14 protein-coding genes are annotated in these 14,564 nt (G+C 59.4%); 8 read left to right on the forward strand and 6 right to left on the reverse strand.

The window, feature by feature from the left end; translation table 11 throughout:
• Window positions 1-76: 76 nt before the first annotated feature.
• Window positions 77-1,471 carry a dihydrolipoyl dehydrogenase gene (gene lpdA, locus SIB92_RS05560; protein ID WP_412554870.1) on the reverse strand — a complete coding sequence of 465 codons (1,395 nt, stop codon included), beginning with the start codon at window positions 1,469-1,471 and terminating at the stop codon, window positions 77-79.
• Between the two features lie 159 nt (window positions 1,472-1,630).
• On the opposite strand from lpdA, the gene SIB92_RS05565 reads away from it, so the two are divergent.
• Window positions 1,631-2,083: a hypothetical protein gene (locus tag SIB92_RS05565; RefSeq protein WP_412554871.1), complete on the forward strand. Its 453-nt coding sequence runs from the start codon at window positions 1,631-1,633 to the stop codon at window positions 2,081-2,083.
• A gap of 7 nt (window positions 2,084-2,090) precedes the next feature.
• On the opposite strand, the gene SIB92_RS05570 is transcribed toward SIB92_RS05565, so the two are convergent.
• The 4 genes from SIB92_RS05570 to SIB92_RS05585 form a co-directional block, all read right to left on the reverse strand.
• The gene (locus tag SIB92_RS05570) at window positions 2,091-2,669 is read right to left on the reverse strand and encodes a DUF924 family protein (protein ID WP_412554872.1); all 579 of its coding nucleotides are present in this window, start codon (window positions 2,667-2,669) and stop codon (window positions 2,091-2,093) included.
• Between the two features lie 147 nt (window positions 2,670-2,816).
• Window positions 2,817-4,082, reverse strand: coding sequence for an MFS transporter (locus tag SIB92_RS05575; protein WP_412554873.1), 1,266 nt, complete (start codon window positions 4,080-4,082; stop codon window positions 2,817-2,819).
• 115 nt (window positions 4,083-4,197) lie between these two features.
• Window positions 4,198-5,247 (reverse strand): tRNA preQ1(34) S-adenosylmethionine ribosyltransferase-isomerase QueA, encoded by a 1,050-nt coding sequence (queA, locus tag SIB92_RS05580; protein ID WP_412554874.1) that lies wholly within the window; start codon window positions 5,245-5,247, stop codon window positions 4,198-4,200.
• 14 nt (window positions 5,248-5,261) lie between these two features.
• Entirely contained in the window at window positions 5,262-8,579 is a 3,318-nt protein-coding gene (locus SIB92_RS05585; protein WP_412554875.1) for a hypothetical protein, read from the reverse strand.
• A 185-nt stretch (window positions 8,580-8,764) separates the two neighbouring features.
• Between SIB92_RS05585 and SIB92_RS05590 the strand changes: the two genes are divergently transcribed.
• The 6 genes from SIB92_RS05590 (at window position 8,765) to SIB92_RS05615 (ending at window position 13,411) form a co-directional block, all read left to right on the forward strand.
• On the forward strand, window positions 8,765-9,226 hold the full coding sequence (locus SIB92_RS05590; protein ID WP_412554876.1) for a peroxiredoxin: 462 nt from the start codon (window positions 8,765-8,767) through the stop codon (window positions 9,224-9,226).
• Window positions 9,226-10,056 (forward strand): ferritin-like domain-containing protein, encoded by an 831-nt coding sequence (locus SIB92_RS05595; protein ID WP_412554877.1) that lies wholly within the window; start codon window positions 9,226-9,228, stop codon window positions 10,054-10,056. Before SIB92_RS05590 ends, SIB92_RS05595 begins: the two co-directional genes overlap by 1 nt.
• Window positions 10,057-10,245: 189 nt before the next feature.
• Entirely contained in the window at window positions 10,246-11,559 is a 1,314-nt protein-coding gene (locus tag SIB92_RS05600) for a DUF5930 domain-containing protein (RefSeq protein WP_412554878.1), read from the forward strand.
• Window positions 11,549-12,082 carry a bactofilin family protein gene (locus SIB92_RS05605; protein WP_412554879.1) on the forward strand — a complete coding sequence of 178 codons (534 nt, stop codon included), beginning with the start codon at window positions 11,549-11,551 and terminating at the stop codon, window positions 12,080-12,082. The genes SIB92_RS05600 and SIB92_RS05605 overlap by 11 nt, the downstream gene beginning before the upstream one ends.
• 218 nt (window positions 12,083-12,300) lie before the next feature.
• On the forward strand, window positions 12,301-12,990 hold the full coding sequence (gene aqpZ / locus SIB92_RS05610) for an aquaporin Z (RefSeq protein ID WP_412554880.1): 690 nt from the start codon (window positions 12,301-12,303) through the stop codon (window positions 12,988-12,990).
• Between the two features lie 100 nt (window positions 12,991-13,090).
• Window positions 13,091-13,411: a hypothetical protein gene (locus SIB92_RS05615; RefSeq protein WP_412554881.1), complete on the forward strand. Its 321-nt coding sequence runs from the start codon at window positions 13,091-13,093 to the stop codon at window positions 13,409-13,411.
• Window positions 13,412-13,429: 18 nt separating this feature from the next.
• Here the strand turns inward: SIB92_RS05615 and SIB92_RS05620 are convergent, their stop codons facing one another.
• Window positions 13,430-14,173, reverse strand: coding sequence for a helix-turn-helix transcriptional regulator (locus SIB92_RS05620; protein ID WP_412554882.1), 744 nt, complete (start codon window positions 14,171-14,173; stop codon window positions 13,430-13,432).
• Window positions 14,174-14,242: 69 nt separating this feature from the next.
• Between SIB92_RS05620 and SIB92_RS05625 the strand changes: the two genes are divergently transcribed.
• On the forward strand, window positions 14,243-14,563 hold the full coding sequence (locus tag SIB92_RS05625) for a hypothetical protein (RefSeq protein WP_412554883.1): 321 nt from the start codon (window positions 14,243-14,245) through the stop codon (window positions 14,561-14,563).
• Window position 14,564: the final 1 nt, after the last annotated feature.

Below are 14,564 nucleotides of genomic sequence, written 5' to 3' on the forward strand. Positions count from 1 at the left end.
GCTGAAAACAAAGAGCATCACGTTGCACACGAGATGCTCTCTCCGTGCGCGTGCACGCCGCCAACTTGACCGTGACTTAGATGTGGATCACCCGATCATAGGCGTCCAGCACGCTTTCGTGCATCATCTCACTCAAGGTTGGATGCGGGAACACGGTTTCCATCAGCTCCGCCTCTGTGGTTTCCAACTGACGCCCCACCACATAACCCTGGATCAGCTCGGTCACCTCCGCGCCCACCATATGCGCCCCAAGCAACTCGCCTGTTTTGGCGTCAAACACGGTTTTGACCATGCCCTCCGGCTCACCCAAGGCAATCGCCTTGCCATTGCCAATGAACGGGAAGCGGCCCACTTTGACGTCATAGCCCAGCTCTTTGGCCTTGGCCTCGGTATACCCAACGCTCGCCACCTGCGGATGGCAATAGGTGCAGCCTGCAATGCTCTCCGGTTTCACAGGATGCGGTTTTCCGCCAGCAATCAGCTCCGCAACCATCACGCCCTCATGGCTCGCCTTGTGCGCCAACCACGGTGCGCCCGCGATGTCGCCAATCGCAAACAGCCCGTCCACGCCAGTCTGGCAGTACTGATCCGTGACCACGTGCGTGCGATCAACCTTCACGCCCAGCTTTTCCAGCCCGAGGTTCTCAACATTGCCCACAATGCCCACGGCGGAAATCACGGTATCAAATTCTTGCGTTGTGACCTTGCCACCGACCTCAATATGCGCGGTGACTTTGTCTTTACCGCGATCCAGTTTCTTGACCGTGGATTTCTCCATAATGGTCATGCCTTGTTTGACAAATTGCTTTTTGGCAAAAGCACTTATCTCCGCATCTTCAACTGGCAGAACCCGATCCATGACCTCAACAACCGTGGTCTCTGCACCCAGCGTGTTGTAGAAACTCGCAAACTCGATCCCAATCGCGCCCGAGCCAATCACCAGCAGTTTCTTCGGCATATGCGGCGGCTGCAATGCGTCCTTATAGGTCCAGACCCGCTTGCCATCACCTTCCAGCCCAGGCAATTCCCGCGCCCGCGCGCCGGTGGCCAGAACGATGTTTTTGGCGGTCAGCTCTTCAACAACCTTCTCGCCTTTCACCGACACTTTGCCTATGGCGGGCAACGTCGCCTCGCCCATGAAGACCTCAACCTTGTTCTTCTTCATCAGGAAGGCCACGCCGGAGCTCAATTGCTTCGCCACCCCACGCGAGCGTTTCACCACCGCGTCGATGTCATAGCCGATGCCTTCGGCCTTCAGACCAAAGTCCTTGGCCCGCTCCATCAGGTGAAACACTTCCGCCGAGCGCAGCAACGCCTTGGTGGGAATGCAGCCCCAATTCAGACAGATCCCGCCCATGTGCTCGCGCTCCACAATCGCGACCTTCAGGCCCAGCTGTGCACCGCGAATGGCAGCCACGTAGCCGCCCGGCCCTGCGCCAATCACAATCATGTCGAAGTTCTTGCTAGCCATGGTGTTTCCCCGCCTCCCGCTATGTCTTTGCGCGAGCCTACTGGAACTCTTAGGCAGCTTCAACAAAGCGCACCGCCCGTTTTACGCGCAATTTTCCGCTGGTGATCGCGCAGCGACAGGCGCACACTGCGCCCGCATCACCGAGTCGGGAGCACTGCGATGAAAACGCTGAAAGATCTTTTGGTCGCCATGATCAATGCCACGCTCATTCTGGTGGCGATCTGCCTGTTTTTCCTCTGGCGCCTGTCTGACAGCGCTGAGCGGGTCGTGGCCAGCTTTGCCCAGAACCTGCAAATCGTCGAACCGCTGGAAACCAAAGTCGACGGGCTGCGGGACGAGGTTGCCAACCTGCGCAGCGATCTGGCTGCGATCTCTTTGGACAGCAGCGCCCTCACAACACAGGCCACGGAGCGCCTGCAAAGCCGCGCCAACGCGCTGCAGTTGGAATTGGAAGGCATCAACAGCAGCTTGGCACGTCTTGCGGACACACCGGAAACCCTGATGCAAGCGGCATTGGATGATGTGGCCACCCGTGTGAGTGGCCGCGTTGGCGCACTCGCCAGTTGCTACGCGCCCGACCCTGCGCCGGACGCCAGCTCAGCTTCTGACTAACCGCAGCTTACTCCGCCGCCTGCAGTGCCCGCACGGTGGTGCCATAGCCGCCGTCTGCGACATAGGCCATCTCCACCTCGGTGGAGGCGCGCGCCAAGGCGTCATTACGATACGGGAATCGCCCAAACTGCCGGATCACTTCGCGGTGCGCTTTGGCATGTAGCAGGTTGGACGCACCGGTCTCGGGCATCCGATCCAGGAACATGCGAATGCAGCGCTCCTGATCACAGAGGTTTTCCGAATGCATCAAAGGCAGGTAGAAAAACTGCCGCGCGGGCTCGTCGATCCGCAGATCCCACTTTTTGTCGATGGCAATCTTGGCCGCACAGAGCGCCTTGCGATCAGTCGAAAATGCCTGCCCGGATCCCCGGAACATATTGCGCGAGAATTGATCGGTCAGGATCACATACGCCAAGGTGCCACTTGCATAGGTCAGCCATTGCCCCAAACCACCGGCCTGCGCTTGCTCCCATGTTGCCTCAAACCGCTGCCGGATCTGCTCGTCCAGCTCTTCGGAAACCGCATACCATCCACTTGGCCCAACTTCATCAAGCCAAAACGAAAGTACTTCTTCGGGACCCACCATGTCCCTTCTCCTTTTGCCTGTTCCGTCTTACAAAAAGACGCTTAGTACTAAGGACGTTACACACAGTGAATTAAGAAAGAATAGTCACAAAATGCAACATCCCGACACAGCCCGCGACCTTTTGCGCTAACACCGGCAGAGGCTCGCTTACCCAGCGGCAGCTTCCTGCTCTTCCTCCATCGCCGTCTCGATTGCGACCTCTTGCGCAACCTCCACCGCAACCACCGATGCGGTCGGCATAACGGCGGTGTAGCTGCCAGTTTCATCCGCAGGCGCAGCCGGACGCCGGGTGGTACGATAGCCTGCATAAACGCCAAGCGCGGCCAGCAGAATGATCAGGTAGATGAAGTATCCACGCGGCCCCACCACATCCATCATCCAACCGGTGATCAGCGGGCCGGCAATCGCCCCCACGCCGTTCACAAACACCAACCCGCCAGAGGCCGCCGCCATATCCTCGTACTCCAGGAAGTCGTTGGCATGCGCGATCAGCATCGAATAGAGCGGATTGGAAAACCCACCAATGAACAGCGCCGCAACCAACAGCAGCGGATAGTTGTCCCCCGCGACAAATCCCAATGTGGCCCCGGCCGCGCCGATCGCGGCCACAAACATGATCAGCACACGTCGATCCATGCGGTCGCTCATCCAGCCGAGCGGATACTGAAACACCGTCGCCCCGACATAAAACGCCGCGATAAACAACGACAACTCGCTGAGGCTTAGCCCTGCCCGCGTAGCAAACACCGCCGACATGCCAAACTGTGCGGAAAACACCCCGCCCAGCATGAACATCCCCACAACACCAAGCGGCGAGTTCTGGAACAACTCTTTGAGGCTCATTGGTTTGGTTGTCTCAAATGCCGGGGTTGGCGAGACCGACAACAGAATGGGCGCAAATGAGATCGAAACCAGCACCGAGGGGATCACAAACAACAAGAACCCTGTGGCATCGGGAATGGTCATCATGCCCTGCGCGGTCACAATGCCAATCATCTGCACCATCATGTAGATCGACAGCGCTTTGCCGCGCGTGTCATTGGTTGCCGCGTTGTTGAGCCAGCTTTCCGCCGTCACATACACGCCGGAGAAACACAGCCCCATCAACGCGCGCCCGGCAATCCAGGCCACCGGATGCTCCAGCGTTGGGTAAAGGATCAACACCGCAGAAATCATCGAGGCCATGGCGGCAAACACCCGCACATGCCCCACACGGCGGATCAACTCCGGCGTCAAACGGCTGCCGCCCAGAAAGCCGACAAAATAAGCCGACATCACCATCGACATTTCAAACGTCGAGAAGCCCGCCGCCTCGCCGCGAATCCCCAGCAACGTCCCGTGCATGCCATTGCCCACCATCAGCAACAGCATTCCCAACAACAGCGGCCACGCGCCTTTCAGAAACTGACCCATAGAGCGACCCTCGACACAACTCTTTCACAGATGCGCCCGTATGCAAAACACCCCTGCCGCCATCGCACCCAATCGCGACAACGCCATGTCGTTTTGCGGCATCTCAGAAGAATTTTCAGGGGATCAGGAGCGACGCATCACCGTAAGAGAAGAACCGATACCCCTCTTGCACCGCATGGTCATAAACCTTGCGAATTTCTTCCTGTCCCAGCAGAGCACTGACCAGCATCATCAAGGTCGATTTTGGCAGGTGAAAATTGGTCATCAAGGCATCTGCCACATTGAATGCAAAGCCTGGATAGATGAAAATATCGGTGTTGCCTTCCCAAGGTTGGATTGCGCCACTGTCCCGCGCCGCACTTTCAATCAACCGCAATGCCGTGGTGCCCACCGGGATCACCCGTCCGCCCGCCGCCATGGTGGCTGCAATCTCCGCCGCCGCAGCCTCGGTGACACGCCCCCATTCAGCGTGCATTTTGTGCTCTTTAACGTTCTCAACCTTCACCGGCAGGAACGTCCCCGCCCCAACATGCAATGTCACATGGGTGAACTGCACACCTTTGGCCTGCAACGCCGCCAGCAACGCATCGTCAAAATGCAGCGAGGCCGTCGGAGCCGCCACCGCGCCGGAGTGCTTCGCCCAAACGGTCTGATAGTCGGTCTTGTCTTTCTCATCCGCCGCACGTTTGGCGGCAATATAGGGCGGCAGTGGCATATTGCCTGCGGCCTCCAGCGCCGCGTCAAAGTCGTCGCCTTCCAGGTCAAACTGCACCAGCCCCTGCCCGTCTTCTTTGGACACCAACGTGCCCTTGAGACCTGCGGCAAAGACAATCTCTTCGCCCTCGCGAATTTTCCGCAACGGTTTGATCAGCGCGGCCCAGGCCCCACCGGCGCGCGGTTCTAGCAGCGTCACTTCCATACGGGACTGGGTTTCCCCTTCCGGCCCCTGCCGCACGCGATAGCCAGACAGCCGCGCCGGGATCACCTTGGTGTCGTTCAACACCAGCCGGTCGCCCGGCTGCAACAGATCCACCAGATCCGTGACCACCCCATCGGTGATCTCACCGCCCTTGGCCACCAGCAACCGCGCCGCGCTGCGCGGCTCCGCAGGCCGCGTCGCAATCAAAGACTCGGGAAGATCAAAATCAAAATCAGAAAGCTGCATCGGTGCTCGTGCCGTTAGTTGCTCAGGTCCGGAGGCGGACGGCGGAAAATCTCTCTAAAGAAGCCCGGCGTCAAGGCCGAGAGTGGGTTCACCGAAATCTCCGGCTGTTGGGCCGGCCCGCGCATGGTGTAGTTGAACCCGATCAACCCTTCACCTCGGCGCGAAAACGGCCGCCCGACCACATTCACCGCATAGAGCGGCGACACCGTGCCCTGAATATTGAACCACTCCTGCGCAAAGCTGTAGGTACCATCCGCCGACAACCCCATCGACGGCCCTGCCGCGCTGCTTTCGCCAATCACCAGCCGATCTGGCGTCAGGCGGAACCGCGCAAACACATCGGTGAACAGAATCCCCGGCCCCGCCAGTTGCTCCACCAACCCAACCACACTGATCGCGTTCAGCAACTCCGCCACCAGCGGCATTTGCTGCACCTTGACCTCTTTCATCTCCATCAAGCCGTCGTATTCGCCTTTCGCGGCGCGTGGCTCCATCGACAGGGTCATCGCCCCGCGACTGGCAGATTTCACCAGCCCCATGAGCTGCGCGATTTTCCCACCATTGTCGGAGGTCACCCGCATCTGGGTACCATGACGGTGCGGTGCCAATGTGCCAAACACCAGCGGCCCGCCTTTAAAATTCCCGCTAAAGCTGCCGCTCAACCCGCCGTCAAACTTCAGCTCAGCTTTCACCGGTCCCAAACGGATGTTGTCAGTCACAACCACCTCATCCACGTTGGCCGTAACCGGTCCAATGCCCGCCGCGCCGCCACGCCCACTGCCCTTGCTGCTCTCCGGCATACGTCGCATGTCCAAGCGCCCACTGGTCATCACCACCGCTGGCGGCGCCTTGCCGCGCCCCAACAGCCGACCCGTCCCGCTGAGCCAGCTGCCCACCGCAAAGCTGTCCATCTGCGCCACACCAAGACCACCGCCATCCGCAATCGAAATCCGCCCTCTTGCGCTCAACCCCGGCGCCTCAAACAACACCCGATCAATGCTCGGAGCCTTGCCAAGCGTCATGTCGACCTCAAGCGTCCCACTGCTCTTTTCGGATTTGCGCCATCCCAAAGGCGGCGAAGACATGCGCACCCCGACCAAATCTGACCGCAACCGCATCTTGGGGGGCTGATCGCGCACAATGTCCATCTCATAGCTGGCCTGCCCTACCTCAGACACCGTGCCTTTGGGCAGCCCCACCTCAAATTCATCCAGCGCCGCCGCGCTCAGCTCCGCCGTCCCGCTGACCCAACTGCGCCCGGCATTCTCTTTACCGCCCAGCATGTGCCATTTGGCGCTCACCGGAATGTCCGCGACAAACCCGTCGCCCCAGACCTCAACCCGCGCCGGCGTCGCCGTGACTTGCAGCTCCCCGCGCATCTCTTTGCCTGGCAGGAAATGCCCGCTGCGCACATCACTCAGATCGCCGCGCACGTCGTAAACCACCTCCTCAATGGGCAGCTTGTCTTTGAGCACCAGCTCCACCGTGCCTTCCAAATCCGCCCACCCGGAGGCAAAATCCACCGGCAGCTGGGCCTTGGTGAACAGCTCCAACGGTTTGCGATCCAACAGCGACAGCACCGCTTCAATCGGCCCCCGCGCCTGCGCCTGCACCACGGCTGGGGACTGTTTGATACGGGTATCCAAGATCACCATATTGGTGCCTGACACATCCATGCGCCCGCCCTGATCTGCCTCGACATAGCCTGCCTCAGCGGTGATATGAAGCTGATGGTCCTTCAACACCCCAAAACCAATGCCATCGAGCACCGGCGGCATGGTTTTCACCGCTTTGATGTCCACGTCGCGGAACTGGAAGTCCACATAGACCTCTGGCGGCTCGGCCCCTTTTGACCGCACCGCCAGATCAATGTCATGCAACGTGGCCTTGTAGATGTTCTGATCAATCCACTTACGCAGCTTGTGTTTGAAACTTTTCGGCCACAGCGCCAGCACACTCTCCGGCACCACCTCGTCCATGTGCCCGTTCAGCGCATAAGCCCAGTTCTCGCCTTCTGTGGTCAAATGTCCGTCGAGCACAATCTGGTTGCCGTTCTGGCGCACCACCAGTTGCCCAAGGTCCAGTTCAAACGGGTCCAGTTTCAACCGGAAATCCGCATAAGAGCGTTCCAACGCCACCGGATCATCGTCCAAATTGCGCGGATTGGCGCGGAATTCGTTCAGCGTCAGCTGCACCAGAAACTCTTCCGGTAACCCCTGCGACAGCGAGCCAATGAATGCTTCCCCATGGGCATTGACCCGCACCATGTCGCTGCTGAGCGACAACTCATCAAAGCGGATCGCGCCGCGATTGGGATCATAGGTCAAGTAGCTGCGCATACCTTCAAACGGCACCGGCCGCACCGCGCCATCCGGCTGCAACACGCCATCAGCAATCTGCAAGGTTGCGTTCACGTTGCCCAGATTGCCTTCGCTGTCGATGCTGGCCCGCAGTGCACCAGAGATCGGCGCCCGCAAAATCTGCAACCAGCTCAGTGCCGCCGATTGCGAGGCGATGTCCTCACTTGGAAGGTCTTCAAAATTGACACCAAACTCGGTGGTACGCGTGCCAAAGCGCGTAGTGACAGAAGCCTCAATGGTGCTCGCATAACTGCGCCCGCCCAGCAGCGTCAACTGAGAGGCCAGCTCCACCAACTCCTCGGTGCGCCGCAATGTGATATGCCCGCCATCCACGGTCCAGGCCTGCCGCGCCCGGCGATCCTCAAACCGGATGGTCACATCTTCGATCTGAAACAGATCAAGATAAGCCAGCAGTGGCGCCTGCAAATAACCCTCGATCTGATCGCCAAAGGTGGTGAGGTCTGTGTCGGTCTGAAACGCACCGCCGCCCTGACCAATCGACACCTGCACGGTCCCATCCTGTTGACGCAACACCAACAACGACACGCCCGACACCTGAACATCGCGCAGCGCAATCTCTCGATCCAGTAGCGGCGCAAAGGCCAACCGCGCCCGCGCTGTCTCCAAACGCACAGGGCTGCCCCCGTCCTCCGGCGACACCAGCACCCCCTGCAACTCAATGCTCGGGTCCCAGTCGTCTTCCACCACCAGCGCCATGCGCTCAATGGTGACTTCAATGCCCTCAAGCTGTTGATTGACCGCCGCCTGCACCCGCGCGTGCAGCCACTCTGGCGCCTCAAGCGGCTTGCCACTGACCAAAAACGCCACCGCTGCCAAGAACACCACCGGCACCAAAAGGCTGAATAAAGCGATCACGCCAAACCGCCGCGCACGGCGCGGGCGGCGCGTTGGTTGCACCTCTGTGATCTCCGCCTCCGGTTGCACCGTATCTCTCCCGTCTTCGGGCGACACGGTGGTATCGGATGTTGTGGCTGAACCCTCAGATGCGGAGTTATGATCGCCGTTCTCTGTCAGGGTTGATGCCTCTGTGTGTTCTGCTATTCCGGTGCTCGTGGACAAAACTATACCTGCAAGCGCCGCCCGACCCAAGGCCAGATCACGGCATTGGCACCATCGGGCCACATAGGAACAAAATGATGATTGATGCCAACCAACCTGCCCCCGATTTCACCTTGCCGTCCACCTCAGGCGATGACGTCACCCTCTCCGCTCTACGTCCCGCACCAGTGGCGTTGTTTTTCTACCCACGCGACAACACCGCCGGCTGCACCAAAGAAGCCATCGCCTTTTCGCACCTGTTGGAAGACTTCGTTGCGGCGGGCGTGAAAGTCTTTGGCATCTCCAAGGACAGCATGAAGAGCCACGACAAATTTGTTGAGAAAAAAGACCTCACCGTGCCGCTTCTGTCGGATGAACACGGCACGGTTTGCGAAGACTACGGGGTGTGGGCCGAGAAAAAAATGTATGGCAAAACCTTTATGGGCATCGTCCGCGCTACCGTCCTAATCGACGCAGACGGCAACATCGCCCGCACCTGGCCAAAGGTCAAAGTCGACGGCCACGCCGAAGAAGTTCTGGAGGCAGCAAAAGCACTCTGATGGCACAGACACTTGCAGAAATGGCGGTGGAGGTCCTCACCACCGCCGACGGCCGGACCAAAACCGCGATCTCCAAAAAACACGCCGAAGCCTGGTTCGCCGCCCGCGAGGCAGGCACCCCTCTGCCCATAGGCACCGCCAATCCGCCTCTGCAACCGGCTCGCCCGGATCAACCCGAGCTGCTAAACCCACGCGACGTGCCCCGCCGCAAACCCGGCAGCCCGCAGGGCCGCATCGCCATGCTGCACGCCGTAGCGCATATTGAGCTCAACGCCGTGGACCTGCACTGGGACATCATCGCCCGCTTCACCGACGTTGAAATGCCGCTTGGCTTCTATGATGACTGGGTCAAATCCGCGGCCGAAGAATCGAACCATTTCAACCTGATATGCGACAGTCTTGAAGCCAAAGACAGCTTCTACGGTGCGCTCCCGGCGCACGCCGGCATGTGGCGCGCCGCAGAGGACACAGTGGACGATCTTATGGGCCGCCTCGCCGTGGTGCCCATGGTGCTCGAAGCCCGTGGCCTGGACGTGACCCCAGGCATGATCCGCATCTTTGAAAACGCCAAAGACGAGCAAACACTGGAAGCCCTGCGTATCATCTATGCCGAAGAAGTGGGCCACGTCGCTTACGGCTCCAAATGGTTCAACTTCCTCTGCGGCCGCCACGCGCTCGACCCCAAAGCCACCTTCCACGGCTTGGTGCAAAAATACTTCCATGGCGCGCTGAAACCGCCTTTCAATGAAGAAAAACGCGCCGACGCGGGCCTGCCACCGGACTTCTATTGGCCACTTGCAGACGAAGAACCACCCGCCTACGCCCGTTAAACATCGGCGGCAAACCGCCCATCTCTGCGCCACATCCGCGCTATACCCGCCTAAAAAGGTCAAAAACCTTGCCGGACATGGCCCATGCGGCTAAAACACTGCCCCAAGGCGCCATCAAAAGGCGTTGGGGACAAAGGGTTGCGCCGGGGGTGGCGTACTCTGGGATGGGACTAAACAAGGAATTCTTCCGTGAGAACACGACTCGCGATCCGCGCGCACGCGATCCTGGAACGCTTCTTTCCGGAACGCAGGCTCTTTCTTCGGTCAGACACAGACACCCGCTTCATTCGTCTGAAGCCAAGCACGCAGCTTGTTGCTTTTGTCGGCTCTTCTGCCATCGTCGCCTGGGCCATCATCGCCACCGCGATCCTCTTGATGGACAGCATCGGCTCAGGAAACTTCCGCGAACAGGCCAAGCGCGACCAACTCACCTATGAGCAACGCTTGAACGACCTCTCCTCGGAACGCGACATGCGCACCGAAGAAGCCTTGGCTGCACAGACCCGCTTCAACTCCGCGCTAGCGCAGATTTCCGACATGCAGTCCGAACTGCTGGCCTCAGAAATTCGCCGCAAAGAATTGGAAACCGGTATCGAGGTGATCCAGGCCACCCTGCGCCGCACCATGCAAGAGCGGGAACTCGCCCGCGCCGAAGTGGTCGCCCGCGATCAGGCGCAAGCCCAGACCCAAACGGCTCTTATCGGCTCTTCGCCTCTGGGCAACGACATGCTCGACGTGCTGTCCACAGCGCTCAATGAAACCGCCGCCGAGCGGGACGAAGTGGTTGCCAATGCCCAACTGGCCGTGCGCGCCGCTGAGGAAATGGAACGCGAGCTCCTACTGATGGAAGAGAAGAACGACAAAATCTTCCGCCAGCTCGAAGATGCCATGACCGTCTCTGTGGAGCCGCTGACCAAAATGTTCACCGCAGCCGGTCTGGACACCAAGAGCCTGATGGACGAGGTCCGCCGTGGCTATCAGGGCCAGGGTGGCCCGATGATGCCGCTCAGCTTCTCCACCAAAGGAGCGGAGATCTCAGAAGAAACCCTGCGCGCCAACCGCCTGCTGGAGCAATTGGACCAGTTGAATGTCTACCGCATCGCCGCAGAAACCGTGCCGTTTGACAACCCGATCAAATCCGCCTTCCGCTATACCTCGGGTTACGGCATGCGCTGGGGCCGGATGCACAAAGGCACCGATTTTGCCGCCAAATACGGCACGCCGATCTACGCCACAGCCGACGGTGTGGTCACCCACGCAGGCTGGCTGTCAGGCTATGGACGCCTCGTCAAAATCAAACATGACCATGGAATTGAAACCCGTTACGCCCACCAAGCGAAAATCCGCGTAAAAGTCGGCCAAAGAGTCTCGCGCGGCGACCATATTGGTGATATGGGCAATTCTGGACGCTCGACCGGCACGCATTTGCACTACGAAGTGCGCGTCAATGGTCGCGCAGTGAACCCGATGACATTTATCAAGGCTGGAAGAGATGTTTTCTAAGAGCAAAATCAACGACCCCGCACCGACTACAGACACTCCGGCCAAGCCTGCGGCCGCCGAAGCCTCCCCGATCCCGGCGGCTCCGTCCAAGGCCAGCGAATTCAAAAGCGCAGCGGCCCCAAAAGCCAAGCCACCTGCCTCTGTGCTGTCTTCTGACCTGCACATCTCCGGCAACATGAAAACCACCGGTGACATTCAGGTCGAAGGCACTGTGGAAGGCGACATCCGCGCCCACCTGCTGACCGTTGGCGAAAGCGCCACCATCAAAGGTGAGATCATCGCAGACGACGTGGTCATCAACGGCCGCATCGTAGGTCGCGTGCGTGGCCTAAAAGTGCGCCTGACCTCCACCGCCCGTGTGGAAGGCGACATCATCCACAAGACCATCGCCATCGAGAGCGGCGCCCACTTTGAAGGCTCCGTACAGCGTCAGGACGATCCACTGACCGTTGGCAAAGCTGCCGCGCCAAAGGACGCAGCCCCTGCTGCCGCGCCAGCCGCTGCTGCAAAGCCAGCAAAATAAGCGACAAAATCGCCACAGACATGCGAAACCGCTGCGCCCCTGGCGCGGCGGTTTTCTTTTGGGCAACCGTCTGAAAACACGACAAAACCGATAGCAAGTCATCGTCCAAGCAGTACGCGCCCCACCTTCAAACCTGCAAAACCTCCCGATTTTCTCCCCTAGGCAGAGCCAAATTCGCTTCCTACGCTCCTCAAAGGTATATTTGGGAGTGATATAAAATGTTTCAGAAACTCGGCGCAGAATTCATCGGCACTTTCTGGTTGGTGCTTGGCGGCTGTGGCAGTGCGGTCCTGGCCGCGGGTGTGGCGGATGTCGGCATCGGCTGGCTTGGCGTCAGCTTCGCCTTCGGCCTCACAGTGATGACCATGGCCTACGCGGTCGGCCACATTTCCGGTGGGCACTTCAACCCCGCCGTCAGCCTTGGCTTGATGATCGGCGGACGGTTTGAGGCCAAGGACCTGATCCCCTATTGGGTGGCCCAAGTCGCCGGCGCCATCGCCGCAGCGATTGTGCTCTACCTGATTGTCTCTGGCGCGCCTGAGTTTGCCGGTGTCGGCGGCTTTGCCTCCAACGGCTACGGCGAAGCTTCTCCGCAAGGCTATTCCATGATGTCTGCCCTGATCATCGAAGTGGTCCTGACCGCCGCCTTCCTCTTCATCATCCTCGGGTCCACCTCCTCTGGCGCCCCCGCTGGCTTTGCCCCTATTGCCATTGGCCTGGGCTTGACCCTGATCCACCTGATCTCCATCCCGGTCACCAACACCTCGGTGAACCCAGCCCGCTCAACAGGTGTCGCGCTCTTCGCCGACGGCCCCGCCATGGCGCAACTCTGGCTGTTCTGGGTAGCCCCTTTGCTTGGAGGCGCTATTGGTGGCATTCTGTGGAAGGTCATCGGCTCTGACGAGTAATCCGTAAAGCACTGCGAGGGCGCACAGCCCTCGCTCTTTGGTACCAGTGGCAAGGATACGGTGACCCAATAGGACCAAACCAATCACGGGGAGCCCCACAATGAAATGTCTGACTCTGCCACTTGCTGCGGCGCTTTTGACCGCAACCGCTGCCACCGCTGAAGACCTGCAATTCCTGCTCGTCAACGAGTCCAGCGCTGCCGTCACTGCCTTCCACGTCAGCACCTCTTCGTCTGACAGCTGGGAAGAAAACCTGATTGACGGCGGCTACTTGGACTCCGGCTATGAAATCAACGTGCTGATCGCGGACGGTCAAACCACCTGTGTCTACGACGTGCTGGCAGAATTTGCCGACGGCGCCACCCTAGAAGACTACAACCTCGATCTCTGCGAAATGGGCAGCTACACCTTCGCCGACTAACCCGCCCCTGAGCCCGCCTCACAACACATTGTAGTGCTCTACGGCGGGCTCAAACACTTTGGCGTCCTGCAGGGAAAACTTCTCGAACCCCTCGGTCGCGCTTTGGATGCGGTCACAGCGAAACGTGCGCGGCGCATCCCGCAGATGATCCCAAGCCAGCACATACCACACCGGCGAACACAGCAGCAGGTAATGCGGCGCTATCGTGCGTTTTGACTTCGTCCCGTCCTCCCGCACATAGGTAATCTCCACCAGTTTCTGATTCAAAAACGCCTGATGCAATGTTTGCACCACCCGCGGCTTTGGCTCCCCCATGGATGTCTGCACCGGCAAAGACGCCTGCTCCGCAATCAATATCCGTTTCTTGATACCCTCCACGGCCCGCCGCTTCTCCTTGGAAAACGACGCAATCAACTGCCGCCGAATAGACCCCATCTTTGCCAGAAACAGCGGCGAGTTCATCTGCTCCGCCACCGCCAAGCTGATTAACAGGTCCACACTCTCGGCATAAGACAGGTTGAGCCGCCCCACACCCCAGTTCACATCCATGCGCACACCGCCACCACGGCCGCGTTCCGCCTCTATCGGCATCCCCTGCGCCCGCATGATCTCCAGATCGCGCGCAATGGTGCGACGGCTCACCCCATGGGTCTTGGCCAGATCCTCAACCGTACAGGGCTCTTCGCCCTTTAGCTGGGCCGCGATCTGATCCAACCGCATCATCCGGGTTTGTGCATCTGCACGCGAACGTTTCTGTGTCATGGAACAAATAGGACATAAAACGGCGCATTACTCAATATCCCGTCCCTGTCACAGCTACAGGAGACTTTTATGACACCCATCACCGTTCTGGCCCCGATCAAACTGGCCCCCAACAAAACTGAGGCCGACCTTCTGGCAGCCTCCGCCAAATTCCAATCCGAGTTTGTCGCCCATGAGCCGGGCGTGCTACGCCGCGAGCTGGTCCGCGCCCAAGACGGCACCTATCTGGACATCGTTCAGTTCCGCAGCGAGGCCGATATGGCAGACGTCATCGAAAAAGAAATGCAATCGCAAGCCTGCGCCGACTTCTTTTCCGTGATGGACCTGACCGATTTTGACCCGGAGGCGCCAATGGACACCTACGTCTCACTGGAAACCCACGCAGCCTAGG

The sequence above is a fragment of the Shimia sp. MIT1388 genome (genome assembly GCF_047124445.1).
Classification (GTDB): Bacteria; Pseudomonadota; Alphaproteobacteria; order Rhodobacterales; family Rhodobacteraceae; genus Shimia.